At 68.5% G+C, this 18,011-nt stretch carries 13 protein-coding genes and 1 pseudogene; 8 read left to right on the top strand and 6 right to left on the bottom strand.

All coding sequences use genetic code 11. From position 1 onward, the window contains the following. Nucleotides 1–137 precede the first annotated feature (137 nt). The 4 genes from ABIA35_RS32720 to ABIA35_RS32705 all read left to right on the top strand — a co-directional run bounded on the left by ABIA35_RS32720 (nucleotide 138) and on the right by ABIA35_RS32705 (nucleotide 6,573). Nucleotides 138–998: a carbohydrate ABC transporter permease gene (locus ABIA35_RS32720; protein ID WP_370360525.1), complete on the top strand. Its 861-nt coding sequence runs from the start codon at nucleotides 138–140 to the stop codon at nucleotides 996–998. A 14-nt stretch (nucleotides 999–1,012) separates the two neighbouring features. Then, the gene (locus ABIA35_RS32715; RefSeq protein WP_370360542.1) at nucleotides 1,013–1,846 is read left to right on the top strand and encodes a carbohydrate ABC transporter permease; all 834 of its coding nucleotides are present in this window, start codon (nucleotides 1,013–1,015) and stop codon (nucleotides 1,844–1,846) included. Between the two features lie 131 nt (nucleotides 1,847–1,977). Next, complete coding sequence (locus ABIA35_RS32710) at nucleotides 1,978–3,243, top strand: Gfo/Idh/MocA family protein (RefSeq protein ID WP_370360541.1); 1,266 nt, start codon at nucleotides 1,978–1,980, stop codon at nucleotides 3,241–3,243. Nucleotides 3,244–3,351: 108 nt separating this feature from the next. After that, nucleotides 3,352–6,573, top strand: a complete 3,222-nt coding sequence (locus ABIA35_RS32705; RefSeq protein WP_370360523.1) for an NEW3 domain-containing protein — start codon at nucleotides 3,352–3,354, stop codon at nucleotides 6,571–6,573. Nucleotides 6,574–6,733: 160 nt separating this feature from the next. On the opposite strand, the gene ABIA35_RS32700 is transcribed toward ABIA35_RS32705, so the two are convergent. Further along, on the bottom strand, nucleotides 6,734–7,348 hold the full coding sequence (locus ABIA35_RS32700; protein ID WP_370360522.1) for a muconolactone Delta-isomerase family protein: 615 nt from the start codon (nucleotides 7,346–7,348) through the stop codon (nucleotides 6,734–6,736). 331 nt (nucleotides 7,349–7,679) lie between these two features. Next, the gene (locus tag ABIA35_RS32695; protein WP_370360520.1) at nucleotides 7,680–8,150 is read right to left on the bottom strand and encodes a VOC family protein; all 471 of its coding nucleotides are present in this window, start codon (nucleotides 8,148–8,150) and stop codon (nucleotides 7,680–7,682) included. A 447-nt stretch (nucleotides 8,151–8,597) separates the two neighbouring features. Between ABIA35_RS32695 and ABIA35_RS32690 the strand changes: the two genes are divergently transcribed. After that, nucleotides 8,598–9,878, top strand: a complete 1,281-nt coding sequence (locus tag ABIA35_RS32690) for an ATP-binding protein (RefSeq protein WP_370360519.1) — start codon at nucleotides 8,598–8,600, stop codon at nucleotides 9,876–9,878. 323 nt (nucleotides 9,879–10,201) lie between these two features. Further along, a complete protein-coding gene (locus ABIA35_RS32685; RefSeq protein WP_370360518.1) occupies nucleotides 10,202–11,440 on the top strand; it encodes a PP2C family protein-serine/threonine phosphatase in 1,239 nt (412 codons plus the stop codon). Between the two features lie 155 nt (nucleotides 11,441–11,595). On the opposite strand, the gene ABIA35_RS32680 is transcribed toward ABIA35_RS32685, so the two are convergent. Together ABIA35_RS32680 and ABIA35_RS32675 are read right to left on the bottom strand one after the other, a co-directional pair. Continuing rightward, nucleotides 11,596–12,540, bottom strand: coding sequence for a formylglycine-generating enzyme family protein (locus ABIA35_RS32680; protein ID WP_370360517.1), 945 nt, complete (start codon nucleotides 12,538–12,540; stop codon nucleotides 11,596–11,598). Nucleotides 12,541–12,721: 181 nt separating this feature from the next. Continuing rightward, entirely contained in the window at nucleotides 12,722–15,079 is a 2,358-nt protein-coding gene (locus ABIA35_RS32675; protein ID WP_370360516.1) for an arylsulfatase, read from the bottom strand. A 326-nt stretch (nucleotides 15,080–15,405) separates the two neighbouring features. On the opposite strand from ABIA35_RS32675, the pseudogene ABIA35_RS32670 reads away from it, so the two are divergent. Together ABIA35_RS32670 and ABIA35_RS32665 are read left to right on the top strand one after the other, a co-directional pair. Continuing rightward, a pseudogene (locus tag ABIA35_RS32670) lies at nucleotides 15,406–15,549 on the top strand (carbohydrate-binding protein); the annotation flags it as partial. A 34-nt stretch (nucleotides 15,550–15,583) separates the two neighbouring features. Next, nucleotides 15,584–16,159: an aldo/keto reductase gene (locus ABIA35_RS32665; protein WP_370360514.1), complete on the top strand. Its 576-nt coding sequence runs from the start codon at nucleotides 15,584–15,586 to the stop codon at nucleotides 16,157–16,159. A gap of 505 nt (nucleotides 16,160–16,664) precedes the next feature. Here the strand turns inward: ABIA35_RS32665 and ABIA35_RS32660 are convergent. Then, nucleotides 16,665–17,540 (bottom strand): NmrA family NAD(P)-binding protein, encoded by an 876-nt coding sequence (locus tag ABIA35_RS32660; RefSeq protein WP_370360513.1) that lies wholly within the window; start codon nucleotides 17,538–17,540, stop codon nucleotides 16,665–16,667. Then, complete coding sequence (locus ABIA35_RS32655; protein WP_370360512.1) at nucleotides 17,537–17,974, bottom strand: hypothetical protein; 438 nt, start codon at nucleotides 17,972–17,974, stop codon at nucleotides 17,537–17,539. Before ABIA35_RS32655 ends, ABIA35_RS32660 begins: the two co-directional genes overlap by 4 nt. Between the last annotated feature and the right edge of the window lie 37 nt (nucleotides 17,975–18,011).

The raw sequence follows: 18,011 nt of genomic DNA, 5'->3' as shown, positions 1-18,011 counted from the left end.
AGACTCCGTATAGGAAGAGACGAAACATGGCTGCGACGATCGCGCCGAATGACGGCGCCGACACCGGAACACGGAAGGGGGTGGCGGAACGCCGGTCCCCGCCGGGCCGACAGCGACGGTCCAGAGCACTCTCCGGGGTGTTTCATTTTCTGACCTTCGGCGCGCCGGGCCTGGTCGTCTTCCTGGTCTTCGTCCTGATCCCGATCGCCTTGACGGTTCGGACCAGCTTCACCAACCAGAATCCCGCCAACCCGCCGACGAAGTGGGTCGGGCTGCGGAACTACACCAGGCTGTTCGGCGACGCCGACTTCACGGGCGCGTTGAAGAACACCGTGATCCTCACGGTCATCGTGACCGTCGTGGCCAACGTCCTGGGTCTTGCCATAGCCCAGATGCTGGATCGGCGGGGCCGGCTGTACAACGCGCTGCGCAGCGTGTTCTTCACTCCGGTCGTGCTGTCGTCGGTGGTGGTCTCGGTGATCTGGGAGGCGATCCTGTCCGATGACGGATTGCTGGACTCCGCGCTCCACAGCCTGGGCATCGCCCATCCGCCCGGCTGGCTGTCCGATCCCAACCTCGCCCTGTACTCGGTGGCGTTCATCATCACCTGGCAGGTCCTGGGATTCTGCGTCGTGGTCTACCTGGCCGGTCTGGCAGGCGTTTCCCCCGAGATGCTGGAGGCCGCCGAGATGGACGGCGCCGGCCGGCTGGCCCGGTTCCGGCACGTCACCTGGCCGATGCTGGCCCCGGCCGTGACCATCAACACGATCATGCTGCTGATCACCGGCTTCAAGGCCTACGACCAGATCCAGGTGATCACCAACGGCGGCCCCGGCAACGGAACCACCGCCACCATCGCCTTCCAGGTCGTGCAGACCACCTTCACCGGCAACCACATCGGCTACGGCGCGGCCATGGCGACCGCGATGCTGGCGATCATCGCGGTGCTGTCGGTCGCGGCGCTGCGCGTCCTGCAGCGACGGGAGGTCACGCTGTGACAATCCCGGACATCATACGGACGCCGCGTGCGACATCGTGGTTCCGGCCGGTCGCCGCCACCTTCGTGACCGCCGTGTTCTTCCTGCCGCTGTATCTGGTTCTCGTCAACGTCTTCAAGCGCGGCCAGGACATCACCGCCCACCCGGTGAGCCCCCCCGTCCCGCCGACACTGGCCTCGATCCACCAGGTCCTCTCCCGGCCGGACCGCCTCTTCTGGTACGGCCTGATCAACAGCGTCGAGGTCACCGCGATCTCCATCACGATCCTGACCGTGGTCTCGGCGATGCTCGGCCACTACCTGGCGAGGTCCCACAGCCGGTGGGCAAAGGCGACACTCGCGGTGCTGCTGTGCGGCCTGATGATCCCGCCGCCGGTCATCCTGGAGCCGGTCACCGAGGTCCTGCGCTCGCTGGGGCTGATGACCACCATTCCCGGCCTGGTGCTGGTCGACGTCGGCTACTACGTCCCGTTCGGGGTCTTCGTCTTCACCGGCTTCGTGAAGTCCATCCCGATCGAGCTGGAGGAGGCCGCCGCCCTGGACGGCTCCGGACGCTTCCGGACCTTCTGGAAGGTGGTGTTCCCGCTGCTGCGGCCGGCCTCGGCCAGCGTCCTGATCTTCCTGGGCGTGTGGATCTGGAACGACTTCCTCAACCCTCTGATCATCCTGGGCCCGGCCAACGGCACGACCGTCACCGTCGGCATCTACCGCGCGATCGGCGAGCACCAAAGCGACTTCGGCGCGGTCTTCGCGCTGATGTTCCTGGCCACTGTGCCCATCCTCCTGTTCTATCTGGCCTTCCAGAAGCACTTCGTCAAGGGCCTGACCGGAGGGGCGACCAAGGGGTGAGAGCCCTCGCACGGCGCGCGGTTCCCGCCGCGCGCTGGTCGGTCCTGCCCTGACGCACCACATCACCATCACGGGAGCAGCTTGTGAACCCCAACAGCGTCACCGAGCCTGACGCCTTCATCACCGGCGAGATGAGCGCCGCCCTCGACCGTCCGCTGACGCTGGCGATCCTCGGCGCCGGAGCCCGCGGCGCCGGCTACGCCGACATCGCCGCGACGCGTCCGGGCATCGCCCGCGTGGTCGCCGTCGCCGAACCGCGCGACCTGGTCCGCAAAGCGTTCGCCACCAAACACCGAGTCGCCCCCGACCACACCTTCGGACACTGGCGTGACCTGCTCGAGCGGCCCCGGATCGCCGACGTGGCGGTGATCGCGGTTCCGGACGCCGAACACGTCGCCGTAGCGGTGGCGTTGGCGGATCTCGGCTACCAGATCCTGCTGGAGAAGCCGATCGCCACCACCGAGGCCGACTGCGAGGCGATCGCGGAGGCGAGACGGCGCAACGGCACCGCGATGGCCGTGGCACACGTCATGCGCTACACCCCCTATTCCGTCAAGCTCAAGCAGCTGATACGGGAGGGCGGGATCGGAGACATCGTCGCGCTCCAGCACCTGGAGCCGGTCGGCTACTACCACTTCGCGCACTCCTTCGTCCGCGGCAACTGGCGGCGGGAGGACGAATCCTCCCCGCTGCTGCTGGCCAAGTCCTGCCACGACATCGACTGGATCACCGACGTCGTGGGCCGGACGGTCGCGCGGGTCAGCTCGTTCGGCTCGCTGACCCATTTCCGCCCCGAGCGGGCCCCGGAGGGGGCCACCGATCGTTGCCTCACCTGCCCGTTGCAGGACACGTGCCAGTACTCGGCCACAACGCTGTACCGCGGAGGGCTTCGCAACGGCGGCACCAAGCAGTACTTCGCCCGGATCATGGCCGAAGGCGATCTGTCGGAGGAAGGAGTGAGTGCGGCGCTGGCCCACGGGCCCTACGGCCGCTGCGTCTATCACAGCGACAACGACGTCGTGGACCACCAGGTGGTGAACCTGGAGTTCGACGACGGCGCCACCGCCTCCTTCACCCTGGCCGCGTTCACCCCGCTGGAGAACCGCCACACCAAGGTCTTCGGCACCCGCGGCCAGCTGACCGGCGACGGCAGGTTCATCGAGATCTACGACTTCCACACTGAGACCCGCACCGTCCACGACACGTCTCTGGACGGTTCCTCGGCCGCCGAGGGACACGCCGGAGGCGACGAGGCGATGTTCAACGCCTTCCTCGACGCGCTGCACCGCGGCCGCCCCGAGCTGATCGTCTCCGGCATCGAGACCAGCTTGGCCAGCCATCGCGTCGTGTTCGCCGCGGAACGCGCTCGTAAGAACAGGACGGTGGTCGAGATGTGACGACACGAGGTTTACAGGGGCGTCGCGCACTACTCATCAATGAGAGGAAGCACCATGGCACCTGCATCCAGAACCTATAGAACAAGATTCAGAGTCACCGTGACGGCCGTGTTGTCCACCGCCTTGGCGGCAACCGGGACCTTCGCCTACGGCGCCAGCCCTCAGTACGGAGCCGTCGGATCCGACGGCTCCGGGGGTTGCGTGGTCGACGCCGGGTACCTCCATGTGGGCCTGAGCCGCGCCGGCCAGGTCACCGCCTTGACCGACGAACGGACCGGGAAGAACTACATCGCGGCCGGACACGGTACTGCGTCGCTGGTCAGTCTGATGGTCAGCGGAAAGCAGGTGCAGCCGACCAAGCTGACCCTCGCCGGCAACACGCTCCGCTTCACGGGCAGCGGTGGCTTCGAGGTGGATGTCACGGTGCAGGACAAGGCGACGTACTCCACGTTCACTGTCACCAAGGCCGTGGCGCCGAGCGGCGGGGACCTGCAGACCTTGTTGTGGGGTCCGCTGCCGACCACCATCACCCAGACGCTCGGCGAGGCCGTCGGCATCGTGCGGGACAACGGCTTCGCGGTCGGGATGAAGCCGCTCACCGATCGCACCGAGGGCGGCTGGCCGCGTGAGGAGGTGAACACCCCCATCGGCTGGCAGAACGAGGTCGCCTCCGACCCGTCCAACCTCCAGGTCTCGCCGAATGGGCTGGAGGAGTGGAGCGTGGGTGCCCGCACCCCCTGGGGGACGCTGCTGCGCGCCTTCACCTTCGACTACACCAAGCAGCGTGACCGCCAGGCCAGCTACAACGGCGGCCCCGACTACCCGACTCCGGAGGGGCCGTTGCCGGGCAGTCAGGGTTCTGTTGTCGGGTCGAGTGTCGCGCTGTTCGGCACCACGCCGGACATGGCACCCACGGTCCTGTCTGCGATAGCCGCCAATCAAGGGCTGCCGTATCCGACGATCGACGGGCAGTGGCAGAAGGTCGCACAGGCCACGTCCCAATCGTTCCTGGTGCTGTCCGACTTGAACACCGGCGACGTGGACAAGGCGGCCGCCTACGCCAAGGCGGCGGGGATCACCGTGATCTACTCGCTGCCGAACGCCGAGGGCCCGTGGCAGTCCGCCGGCCATTACCAGTTCGACAGCGCATTCGGGGGCAGCGATGGTGCGGCCAAGGCTCTGGTCAGCAAGGCCAACGCCGACGGCGTACAAGTCGGGACACACACGCTGTCCGACTTCATCGACACGAACGACCCCTACGTCACACCGACCCCGAGTGCCGACCTGGCCCGCGGTCTGTCCGCCACGCTGGCGCAGAGCCTGAGCGCCGGGAGTACCACCGCGTACCTCACGAGCTGCGCACCGCTGGCCGCCGGCGTCGCCGGCGCGATGCTCTCGGTGGACGACGAGCTCTTCAGCTACGGCTCGTCCAGCATGGTCGACGGGCAGTGCGTGGTCACGGGCCTGGGCCGGGGCAGCTGGGGAACCAAGGCCGCCGCCCACGCCGGCGGGGCGAGGGCGTCACGCATCCTGCAGAACGAGTACGGCGGGGCCTTGGGCGACCTGAACATCATCAACGGCATCGCCTCGCGCTTCGCCGGCATGTGGAACACCACCGGGATCAAGGCGATGTCGTTCGACGGCCTGGAGTCGGCCTCGCAGGCCGGCTTGGGGCCGTACGGCATGGCCACCCTGGTCAACGACACCTTCCGGCAGCAGACGGCCAAGGACGGCTTCATCTCCGAGACCAGCCGCATGGGCTCGAACATCTGGGACGGCCTGTCCCGGGCCAGCTGGGGCGAGGTCGGCTCGACCAGCATGAACCAGGTGTTCATCAACAATGCCTACTACCAGGCCAACTACCTGCCCGGCATGCTCGGCTGGATCTCCTTGGACAACAGCCTGCAGACGGTGGAGGACGACCTGGCCCGCGGTGCCGGCCTCAACGCCGGAGCAGGGTTCCAGACCTCGGTGTCCGACCTGAGCTCCGGATCTCAGACCTCCGCATTGCTCGACGCCGCCAAGCAGTGGGAGACCGCACGTAACCTCGGTGCCTTCACCGCCGATGAACGTGCGCTGATGCGGGATCAGTCGACGCACTGGCACCTGAGCGTCGTCACGTCCGGCAAGGTCTGGTCACTGCAACAGCTCGACGCCTCCGGCAATCCCGTCGGCCCCGCGCAGACCGTCACCGCCCCGACCCCGGCGTTCACCACGACCGGCCTTCCCGCACCGAGCGCGGGGAAGCTGTACGAGGCGAAGGTGGCCACCAACAGCCCCGGAACGGTCCGCTACACCGTGACCACCGGCTCGCTACCCGCGGGCCTGACCCTCAACCCCGACACCGGCGGCATCACGGGCGTCCCGACCACCTCGAAGAACACCACCTTCACCATCACCGGCAAGGGCGGCCCCGGAGTCGCCGACGCCAAGGGCACCTTCACCACCGGCACCGTGGGCGTCGCCCCGTCGGTGTCTCTCGCCGCGGGCAGCGGTTACGCGACCCAGGGCGGATCGGTCACGGTGACCGCGTCGGTCACCAACCCCGGTACGACCACGATGACCGGGGTCACCGCGACTGTGGCGCTGCCCTCCGGCTGGACGACCCCCGCCGCGACGGCGACCATCGGCTCGATCGCCGCCGGTGCCACGGCGAGCGCTTCATGGACGGTGAACGTTCCCGCGAACGCGGCCACCGGAGTCCAGACCAGCTCGGTGTCGGTGTCATACCCCAAGGGGCCCGGCGCTTCCGATGCCACCCTGTCCCTGCCGGTAGCCTTCCCCAGCCTGGCGGCGACGTTCGACAACGTCGGCGTCACCGACGACTCGGCACCGGGACCGGGCGACTTCGACGGCTACGGCGACAGCTTCTCCGCGCAGGCGCTGGCGGCGGTCGGCGTGACCCCCGGTGCGAAGCTGACCTACAACAACACCACCTTCACCTGGCCCGGCGCCGCCGCCGGAACCAACGACAACACCGCCGGCGACGGCCAGATCATCCCGCTCTCCGGCACCGGCACAGCCGTGGCCTTTCTCGGAAGCGGCATCGGCGCGCCGTCCGGCACCGTCACCATCTACTACACCGACGGAACCACCTCGACCGGAAGCCTCGGCTTCCCGAACTGGCTCACCGGCACCCCGACCCAGTTCGGCGCCCAGCCCGTCATCACCGCCACCTACCGCAACACCCCGTCCGGGCCGGCCAACCAGGGCAGCCAATACGACATCTACTACAACAGCGTGCGGCTCACGCCGGGCAAGACCGTCTCCGGCGTGCAGTTGCCGCAGAATTCGTCGATACACGTCTTCGCTCTGAGCGTCGGCTCGTGACTGCTGTGACACCAGCCCGCTGAGACACCCCAATCAGGGCGGGACGGGATCGTCAGGCCTCGTCCCGCCCTTGCGGCCGGCTCTCAGCGCGAGGAGTCATCATGATCCGAATAACTGTCCGCCGAACGGCGGGCTCGTCCTGCTCATCGCCGAGTGAGCCCTAATCTTGCTTGATCGTCGCGGGATCGCTGGGGTGCCTGGTCAGCGGAACGGTCTCGATGGTCAGCCATTCGGCCGCCGTCATCGGCAGCGATGCCAAGTCCTTCTGGAGCACGTCGGCGGTGGGCGCTTGCCAGAGACTGGGGTTGCGGCCAGATACGGGCGATGTCCACAAGCGGACGAGCCGGCCTGCCGCGGCCAACTCCTGTGCACGCCGCGCCTCACCGGCTTCCATCTCCGCAACGGCCGGCGGACCCGCATCTTCCGGTATGGCCACGTTGAATATGACCAGGTATTCCCCGTCGTCCGCCGCGAGTGGCACGGTGCCTTTCCCGGGGTCGTTGGCATGGGTGCCGAGGGCGGTGGGCTCGTCGGTTCGCCAAACCCGCAGCGGCATGGACGCCAGTGTCCGCTCGAGGTCATCGGGTCCGTCCGCGGCGAACAGCCCGATCGTCCGCCACTCGCCGGGCCCCAGAGGGGGACGCCACAGGCGCAGCACGCGTCCCTGGGCGGCGAGTTCGCGGGTGTGCGCGGACTCACGGGCCCGAATCTCGTCCACCTCGGCTTCCGATGTTCCTTCGGGTACTCGGGTGGTCATTGTCACGAGGTATTCCATGGAACGTCTCCTTCGGGGGTCGGTACCGATCAGCCGCCGGCGCCAGGTGTCTCAGAAGCCGGCGCTCTGGCCGCCGGGGTTCCATACGGGCTTGGGCTGGCGGCTGGACGCGGACGTCCCCCAGACGAGAACTTCCGCGTGGTGCAGGTGACCCCGCCCGGCTCGCTGGCATCGGCGACCTGCCGGCGTAGCGGGTCGTGGAACCTGGTTCCCAGAGGTCTACGTCGCGGTGCTCAACTCTGCGCACGACCAGATCGCAAGCAAGCTGCAGCCGGCCGGGCGGTAGCTGACGGCGCGGGCGACAGGCGCCCGGCCCGAAGCGTGGGGGACATCACTCCGAATCACCGGCGCGGGTGCTCGGCGGCCAGTGAGCGGGTGACCAGTCTCTCTGCGGATCGGTGGTTTGCCCCACTTCGATCAGATGGCCGTCGGGATCACGGATGTAGCACCGGATCTCGTCCCGGTGCTGCTTCGGCGGCGTCAGGAACTGAGCACCCCGGGCGCTCCACTCCGTGTACACGGAGTGGATGTCTTTGACCCGGATATTGAGGAAACTGCTGACTCGGTCGGGATCGGGCGGCGTCTCAAGGGTGACCGACGGCTTGTCGTCGGTCGGGCCTCCGCCGATGTTGATGATGATCCAGGTGTTGGCCAGTGCGACGTAGGTCAGCCCCCCGGGGCCGGAGAAGACCACCTTGCCACCGAGTACGTCGGTGTAGAAGCGCCGAGAGCGCTCGACATCGTCCGAGACGATGAAGTGGGCCAGCACGATTCCCTCTGGCGGTTGTGGGAGCCCGGCCATCTGGTACCTCCACTGGTTGGTCTCACACCCGCTCACCACGGAGCCTGCAGGTGATGGTGCGATGATCGCGATTCAGCACTGGTGGAACCGTGCCCGTCGAAGCAGCAAGCCATTCATCGGCCTCACCCTCCTGGCGGAATCGCAAGTCGCCGCCCGGCAAGTCACCGAACACCGGCGTGCGTCTCGGTGGTCATGTGTTCGCGCCAGTGGCATCGCTCGTCCTGCGAGGCTGTGGGGGCCGAATCTGTCGTCTGTGGTGGTTGGGGAGGTTTGGTCTGCTGGGGCCGGCAGCGGTCTCTGTATCTCTGATCGGCCGCATGTCCTGGGTGTTGTGGTGCGAATGCCGCGTGGTGTCGACGGGCTGTACTGCTGCTTTGGTACCGCTTCCGCCGGCTGGATCGCAGCGATGCGCTCCCGGTGATATGACGAGAGAGATCGGAGGCGGACATGTCGGTCTGGAGGCTGCGGGACATCCATGACGACGACCTGGACCAGGTGATCCGGCTGTGGGACCAGGGCCGGCAGTCCGAAGTGGACCATCCGGTGTTCCCCGTCTCGGAGGTCATCGCCGCCGCACGCGGGGGTCAGCCCGCCGTGGTCGCCGTGGCCGGACCCGAGCTGGTGGGCCTGGCCGTGGCCGGTGCCGACGGTGAACGGGCCTGGATCATGCTGGTGGCGCTGAGCGACGCGTGGCGGGACCAAGGCCTTGGCAGTGCGTTGATCGCCGAGGTGGAGCGGCGGCTGCGGCAAACGGGAGTGCGCCGGATCAGCGCTCTGCTCGCCCCCGGAGCCATCGGCGGCTCAGCCCTGGAGAACTCCGGCTATCGGCAGGTGAACGGTCTGATCTACTACGAGAAGGTGGAACGCCTCGGTGCCGGCGACGCCGGATTGCTGACCGAGCTCGGCGGGCGGATCCTCCCGCGCGGGCTCTGGGCGAGCGTGGCCGGGATGCGCGAGGCCAAGGACGCGATCGAGCGGCGGATCGTGCTGCCTTTGGCCGAACCGGAGGTGGCCGAGCGCCACGGGGTGCGCCCGCCCAAGGCCGTGATCCTGTTCGGGCCGCCCGGGACGGGCAAGACCAGCTTCGCCAAAGCGGTCGCCTCGCGCCTGAGCTGGCCGTTCGTGGAGCTGTTCCCGTCGCGGCTGAGCACGGAGGCCGACGGCGGTCTGGCCGCGGCGCTCCGGCAGACGTTCGCGGATCTGACGGGGTTGGAGAGCGTGCTGCTGTTCATCGACGAGGTCGAGGAGATCGCCGCCGCCCGCTCCGGCACAGCGGTCGATGCCGGCCACGGCGTGACCAACGAGCTGCTCAAACTCATCCCGGCCTTCCGGGACCACGACAACCGGCTCCTGATCTGCGCGACGAACTCCCTGCGCACTCTGGATCCGGCGTTCCTGCGCCCGGGCCGGTTCGACTACATCATCCCGGTCGGGCCGCCGGACGCCGGGGCCCGCGCCGCGATCTGGCGGCGCTATCTCGGCCCCGCGGCGGACACCGTGGATCTGGAGCGACTGGTGGCGGCCACCGAGATGTTCACCCCGGCCGACATCGAGTCCGCGGCGCGCAAGGGCGCCCAGCACGCATTCGAACGCGAAGTCAGGACCGGGGTCGGCGACCCGGCCGGCACTCAGGAATACCTGAGCGCCGTGGCCGATACCCGGCCCACCCTGACCGAGGAGGCGCTGGCCGGATTCCATGAGGACATCGAGCTCTACGAGCGGGGGTGACGGATCTGCGGAGTCTGCGCTGTTCTACGGGCGGTGGTCGTCTTGAGGTAGTCACTCTGAAGGGTGCGACCGGGATACAAATGTGGCGTGCCACCTATGGCGTAACAGAATTCTCTGGGCTGGTTGGCCGCGTCGCCCCATGGGGATGATCACGGCCGTGCCAGGAGCCTGTGAGACAGATCGTGGGATCTTCGAGCGAAGATCCTCCGTGAACCGCCGGATGGACCCGAGCGCGTCGGTGTGGGCATTGGCTCCTTCGTACAAGGCGAAGCGGAGCATCGTGGCCGAGACTTCAAAGACGCCAGTGCGGGAGGGGCGCGGCTATGGCGGACGGTGAGTCGCAGCACAAGGCGGTGGTGGACAGGTCGGAAGGGTTCGGTGAGCGGCTGCTGGGGGTGCTGCTGGACCGGGCTCACGAGATGCCGCCGCAGCTGATCGCTCCGCTGGTCGCGGAAGAGGTGGCCAGGGTCGGTGGCCGTGACGTGTCGATCCTGTTGCAGGACTACGGTCAGGTGCTGCTGGTGCCGCTGCCGGGCAGAGGGCTGGTCGTCGGCGAGTCCGAACTGATCGCCGAGTCCCACGCCGGCCAGGCCTTCCTGCGTGCGACCGCCATTGAGGTGGCGCAGGCCGACGGCGTCCGGATGTACCTGCCGTTGCTGGACGGCAGTGACCAGGTGGGAGTGATGGTCCTCACCCTGGACGCCGTGGATGACGACGACCGGCGCCTGTTGCGCAGGCTTGCCGGCCTGGTCGCCGACATTCTGGTCACCAAGCACAGCTACACAGACCAGTTCTTCCTGGCCCGGCGATGCGAACCGATGAGTGTGGCGGCGGAGATCCAGTGGTCCCTGCTTCCGCCGGTGGCGATGTCCGTACCGCAGGTCGCCGTGGCCGGAATCCTCGAGCCCGCCTACAACATCGCCGGCGACAGTTTCGACTACGCCCTCAACGACAGCATTCTGCACGTCGCCATCGTCGATGCGATGGGCCACGGCCTGGACGCCGCCACGATGGCGACCGTCGCCGTCGGCGCCTATCGGCACGCTCGACGCGCCGATACCGGCCTGGCCGAAACATACGCGTTCATGGACCGCGCCATCGCCGAGCAGTTCGGGCCCGACCACTTCGTCACCGCGCAGATGATGCGCCTGAACATCGCAACCGGCCACCTGCAATGGGTCAACGCGGGCCACCCCGCCTCGCTGCTGATCCGCGACCACCAGGTGGTCGGGCAACTGGACAGTCCGACCACCCTGCCGGTCGGTTTCGGCGGTGAACAGCCCCGGGTCAGCGAGCGGATGCTGCAGCGCGGCGATCGGGTGCTGTGCTTCACCGACGGCGTGATCGAGGAGCATGAAACCGGGAAAGAGCAGTTCGGCGTGGAACAACTCATCCATTGGGTTAACCACATGGAGCACACAGAGAAAGGCGTGCGGGCGGTGGTGCGCGCGCTCTCGCACGCTCTCAAGCGAGAACGCGGCGGAACCACCAGTGACGACGCGACCCTCTTCCTGATCGAGTGGCGCGCCGGCGCCGCCGACCACCTTGCCGTCCTGGACTAGCCCATAGCAGCCACATCGGTCTCCGTGAGACATCGAAGACGTCGTAGGGCTGCGCGTCGGTGGTGGCGAAACTCAAACGCCCGCCGGCACCGCTGAAGTACCTTGGCGTACCGCGCGAGAGCGGCTTGCGCCACTGGGTCCGGCGCCCGTGGGTGTCATGCGCGCACGACGCACCGGAAACCCATGTGGCAGGTGGCCGTGTCCTCGGTCTGGCCCTGCCGCGCCGCGGGGCGGTATCGGAGGCAGTAGTTGGCGGCGCACAAGTGAGAGCCGCCTTTGGTGACGCGGCGTGCGAACCGATCGCCGTCGGGGTGCGGTCCGCCGGGCGCGCAACAGGTCGCGGGCGTCGGGCTGGCGTGGTTCGGCCGGAACAGGTCGGTGGTCCATTCCCAGACGTTGCCAGCCACGTCGAAGAGCCCGTAGCCGTTGGGCGGGTATGTCCCGACGGGAGTCGTCCCGGGTTCCGGGCCGGTGCCGCGTCCGGGGAGGAAGCGCCAGGGGAACTCGCCGTGCCAAGTGTTCGCCATCCGGCGGCCGCGGGGCGCGAACTCGTCGCCCCAGGGGAAGGCCGCCCCGTCGAGGCCGCCGCGCGCCGCGTACTCCCATTGGGGCTCGGTGGGCAGGGACTTCCCGGCCCAGGCGGCGTACGCGGCGGCGTCGGCGAAGGCGACCTGCGTGACCGGGTGCCGTTCGCGGCCGTTCAGGGTGCTGCCGGGGCCGTGCGGATGGCGCCATTGCGCGCCGGGCATGTAGCGCCACCAGCGGCGCCACTCGTCCAGGTTGACGGGCCCGGCGGTCCTGGCGAAGACCAGTGCGCCCGCGACCAGAGCGCCGGGATCGGCGTCCGGATAGTCCGCCGGATCCGGCGGGCGTTCGGCGACGGTCACGTAGCCGGTGTCCTTCACGAAGCGGCGGAACTGGGCGACGGTGACCGGATGCTCGTCGATCCAGAAGGGGTCCACGGTCACCGGATGGACCGGCTGCTCCTCGGGGTAGAAGTCGTCGGATCCCATCGCGAAGGTGCCACCGGGGATCAGGGCCATGCCCTTGCGGTCCGGCGGTGTTCGGGGCGGACCCGGGCTCGGGGTTGTCGCGGTCATCCTGATCATCGTGCCCCGCGAAGGGGCGCAGGTGTGGAAGCCGCACCGGCGGAGATCAGCCCGATGCCCGTCGCCTCCGCATGCCGAAGGGGCGGCGGAAGGTGTTCCGCCGCCCCTTCGGGAGCTCATGGGCGGTCTGATCGAGCCGTGCGCGGGGTGGCCCCGCCGCGGGTCGGCGCGTTCATTCGCGGGAGAGCATCGCCACGGCTTCGCGTTCGAGGTCGACGTAGGGCTCGCCGCTGACGTCGACCGCCACCCGGCGCAGGGTTCCGCCGGTGAAGGCCCACGGCCGGGATCCGGGGTAGTCGTCGGTCACCGGGGAGGCGTCGTCGCGGCCGACGTTGAGCCCTTCGCCGGCGATGCTGAACCGGCTGGGCTGGGTGCGGATGCGGCCCTCACCGACTTTCTCGTCGCCGTAGTACAGGCTCAGGATGCCGTGGGCGGTGCCCGGCGGGTCCTCGCGGTCCTTGGTGAAGGACGCCGCGAGGACCAGACCGGTGCCGGTTGGAAGGTCGCGCGTTGCGCTGATCTGCTGTTTCTGGCTGCCGACGAAGTTGTAGACGTAGTGCAGCCGGTTGTCCTTGACGTACAGCGCGTGGCCGCCGAACCGTCCGCCGTGGGAGAACAGCACGCCGGCCGCACCCGGACCGGGCAGGTCCACGAGCGCCCCGATCGAGTAGTCGCGGTTGCGGATGCTCACCGCCACCGACTCGGGGACCTCGGCGCCGCCGGGGCGGTAGACGTACCGTGTGCGGTGCGGCGCGAGCTGGGGCCGCGGCGTGGTGATGATCTCCACGGCCGATCGGTCGTCCAGGGGGTAGGCCTGGTTGACGCCGGCCTCGTAGAACCACAGCCCGATGAGTTCGGCGAGTCTGTCGGACTCCTTGGCGGCCAGGTCGTGCAGCTCGGAGCGGTCGACATCGGTGTGGTACAGCTCCCAGGTGTCCTGGGGGAAGTGTCCCCAGCCGCTGATCGCCGGATGCGTGGTCACGGCTTTCCAGCCGTCGTGCCAGATGCCCCGGGTGCCGAGCATCGAGTAGAACTGGGTGCGTTTGGCGGTCGGGATGGTGGCGGCGTCGAAGGTGTAGCGCATGCTCACGCCTTGGAGCGGGTGCTGGGTGTAGCCCTTGACGGTGTCGGGCGGCTGGATCCCGGCGCAGTCCAGCAGCGTCGGGACGATGTCGATGGCGTGGTGGTACTGGTCGCGGATCTCCCCGCGCGCCTTGATGCTCTTCGGCCAGGAGATGATGCACGGGTCGCAGGTGCCGCCGTTGAACGAATAGCGCTTCCACATCTTGAACGGGGTGTTGAAGGCCATCGCCCACCCGTTCGGATAGTGGTTGTAGGTCTTGGTGCCGCCGAGCTCGTCGAGCATGGCCAGGTTCTCGGCCAGGTCGTCCGGGACGCCGTTGACGAACTTGTTCTCGTTCACCGAGCCGTTCGGGCCACCCTCGCCACTGGCGCCGTTGTCGGAGACCACGACGATGATCGTGTTGTCGAGCTGTTCGATCTCCTCCAGATAGGCCAGCAGCCGGCCGATCTGGTCGTCGCAGTGTGACAGGAACCCGGCGTACACCTCGGCCATCCGGGAGAACAGCCGCTTCTCATCAGCCGACAGACTCCCCCAGGGCCGCGTGAAGTCCAGCGGGGGAAACGGCTGACCGTCGGGTCCGCTGCGGTCCCGCGGGGTGCCGATGGGGTTCATCGGCGGCAACTCGGTGTTCTGCGGGACCAGACCCATCTCCTTCTGCCTGGCCAGGATCTCCTCGCGGATCGCCTCGTAGCCCTGGTCGAAGCGGTTGCGGTAGCGGTCGGCCCATTCGCGCGGGACCTGGTGCGGGGCGTGGGCGGCGCCCGGGGCGTAGTACAGGAACACCGGGCGGTCCGGCGCGATCGCCTTGACGTCGCCGATGAACTCCAGCGCCTTGTCGGTGAGGTCGACGCTGAGGTGGTAGCCCTCGTCGGGGGTCGCCGGCTGCTCGGCCAGGTGGTTGTCGTGCACCAGGTCCGGGTACCACTGGCTGGTCTCGGCCCCCAGGAAGCCGTAGAAGCGTTCGAATCCGCGGCCCAGCGGCCAGTTCTCCTTGCTGGAGGCCAGATTCATCTCATCCTCGGCGCACAGGTGCCACTTGCCGACCATCGCCGTGCTGAAACCCCGGCCGACCAGCATCTCGGCGAGCGTGGCGCACTGCGGCGGGATGTGCCCGTTGGCACCCGGGAACCCGATCGCCGCCTCGCTGATACACGCCATCCCGTTGGTCGTGTGGTTGCGCCCGGTCAGCAGGCAGGACCTGGTCGGGGAGCACAGCGCTGTCGTGTGGAACTGCCCGTACCGCAATCCGCCGGCGGCGATCCGGTCGATGTTCGGGGTCTGGACCGGGCCGCCGTAGCAGCTCAGAGCCCCGAACCCGACGTCGTCGAGCACGATGTACACGATGTTGGGCGAACCCGGCGCGGCCTTGGGCTGCTCATAGGGACCCCAGTCCGGAACCGAGTCCCGGATGTCGAGGTTGACGGTCCCACGGAAGGGACGGGGCATGGCAGGGCCTCCTTCACATCAGGTGGCCTCAGTCTCGGTCGTCGAACCGGACGTCGCACCTGCAGGATGCGGGGCGCCGCTGTCCGAAGGATGACCGATCACCACCGACCACCTGCGGGCGCCGAAGGCCGCCGCGGGACGAGGACCCGCACTTCGGCGGCCACGGCACCCGGACCGGCTGTCGGCCCGAAGTCCTGGGCCCATTCGGGAGATCTCGATGCGGGGCGTGAACGTGCAGGCCTTGGCGAGGTGGCTGCGGATCGGTTCGGCCACGATGTCGCCGGCCAGGGCCAGGCTGCCGCCGACGACGACCTCGGGGTGTCAGTCTGCTGATCGACGGAAAGCCGGCTCGGGCGACGACTCTGCCGTCCACCGGCGGTCTGCAGAACTGGACCACCGTCAACGACACGGTCTCCCTGACTGGCGGAATACACACCGTTCGGCTGCAGGCCACGGCCGGGGGATGGAATCTGGAGTCGGCGAAGCTGGCATACGTGGCGCAGAGTGTTCCGGGAACCATCTCCGCCGTCAGCTACGGCTCGGAGTCCGGTTCCATCCAGACCGTGTCAGGGTCGGAGGAGTCGGCCGTCGGGTATCTCGACCCGAACGACACCATGGACTACAAGGTCGACGTGGCTTCCAGCGGCGTTTACACAGTGGCGTATCGACTACGTCCTGATCGCCGGCCGGTACACGCTGCTGGAACAACCGGCGCTGGTCGACCTGCTGCCGCTGTGCCTGCGGCATGGCGTCGGCGTGATAGCCGGCGGCGTCTACAACTCCGGACTGCTCGCCGATCCCAAGCCGGGCGCGCGATACAACTACGCTCCCGTGCCCGAGGCGACGCTGGCCCGGGCCATCGCGCTGCGAGACCGCTGTGCGGAGAACGGCGTGCCGTTGAAGGCCGCCGCTTTGCAGATGCCGCTGCTGCACCCGGCGATCTGCAGCGTCGTCATCGGCGCGGCCACTCCTGAGGAGATCGCCGAGAACGTCGCCATGTCGCAGGTGCCGATCCCGGCGGAGCTGTGGAAGGACCTTCGCGAGTCGGGGCTGCTCGATCTGGAGGCCCCCGCGCCATGAGCGTCATTGATACCCACCGCCATCTCTGGGACAGCCGCCTCCACCCGCATCCCTGGCTGAACGCCCCGGACGCTCGGCACTTACCGCGTCTCGTCACCGCGTCCGACTACTCCCGTGCGGTGGCCGGTACCGCGGTCAGCGCGAGCATCTGCGTCCAGGCCGGCATGTCCGCAGAGGAGACGTTCTGGCTGTCGAACCTGGCCGAACAAAGACCGGTCATCGCCGGCGTCGTGAAGCAGCACGCGCTGAGCGACCCAGCGTTCCAGCCCGCGCTGAACGCCGGCACCGGCGATGCGCCAATACTGGTCGGGGTTCGGGAGGGAGTCAGAGCCCTGGCGCAAGCCCACCCCGACACGGTCTTCGCAGGCCTTCGCCACCCGCGCCGAGGCCCGGATCCGCAGCGCTACGTGGATCAGCGATTCCTACAACACGCGCAGACGCCACAGCGCCGCCGGCGGCCTCGCCCCGGCCGAGTTCGAACGGATCAACCGCGCCAGGCCCGCGGCTATGATCCTGCAGGTTGCCTGAATGCTGCGCGGTTCTCTGTGAGGAAGTCCTCCAGGCTTCTCGGAGCCCGCCCCAGAACCGCCTCGATCACAGCGTTCGGTGACTCCGGCCGGGTGACGGCAAGGCGCTGGATCTCCACGATGTGTCGGGCCAGCCAGTCGGGCATGCCCGCGGTGCGGACGAGGTGGGCGTGGAATTCGGCGGGATCCAGATCGACGGAGGTGACCGGCCGTCCGGTCAGCGACGTCAGCAAAGCCGCGAGCTCGGGATGGGAGACGGCCCGTCCGCCGGTGAGTTCGTATGTGGCACCCGCTGCTTCCGGCTGCGTCAGAACGGCAGCCGCCACATCGGCGATGTCTCGGACGTCGACGTAGTTGCAGGGCGCCGCGCCCATCGCACTGATGATGGCGCCTGTGGCCGCCACCGCGGGTGCGAGTAGGAGCAGCTTCTGCATGAAGGCGTACGGACGCAGGATACTGACACGAGGGATCGTCGCCGCCAGGTGCGCTTCTATCGCGGCGTGGCAGCGCGAAACGCCGACGGGGGAGTCTGGTTCGGCGGCCGGCGCGGAAAGCTTGACCAGGTGCCCGACGCCGATCGCGGTCGCGGCGTCGATCACCGCGGTCTCCAGCTCGACCTGGTCCGGTCCGTTGGCCATGGACAGGAAGAGCTGGTCGCAGCCCTTCAGTCCCGCGCGCAGCGAGCGGGGGTGGGCGGCGTCGGCGTACGCGACTTCTATGGGCGCGACGGCCGTGATGGTTCCGCGCAGTTTTTGCGGCGTGCGGGCCAGGGCGCGGCAGGGGACGCCTTGGGCGGTCAGCGTGTGGAGCAGGGCGTTGCCGGTGCTGCCGGTTGCTCCCATGACGGCGATCATGCGAAGTCCTTCCGGGCCGGGGTGGTGCCGCGGTGTGCTGCGGCGGGGCGGGCGGAAGCTGAGCCGTGCCAGCGCCAGGTGATGATGGTCGCTGCCAACACGGCGGCCACGGGCAGGTCTATGCGCAGCCGCGGTAGCAGGACGGAGGCTGGCAGCCCCACGGCGGCGGCGATCGCGCCGGCTGTCAGGCCGGCGGCAAGGGCGGTCGGCAGGCGCCGCCGCGATCGTCGCGCCGCACCGCGTCGTCGCAGGATGGCTCCGGTGATGGCCGCGACGACGGCCGAGGTGAGGCCGATCGAGGTCGGGGCGGCGATGGCGAGCGCGCTCTGGTGCGTGGCCAGGCCGCTGATTCCCGCGGTCACGGTGGGGGCGAGGTAGGCGATGAACATCTCTTCGCGGAGTTTGAAGGGGCGGGGTGGGCGTTTTCCGGGCATGGTGGCCTCCACAAGTGATTAGGCAGCTAACTACATG

This window comes from Catenulispora sp. MAP12-49 (assembly GCF_041262705.1).
GTDB lineage: Bacteria > Actinomycetota > Actinomycetes > Streptomycetales > Catenulisporaceae > Catenulispora.
The sequence above is the reverse complement of the archived record's forward strand: the minus strand, read 5'-3'. Positions and strand labels throughout refer to the sequence as shown.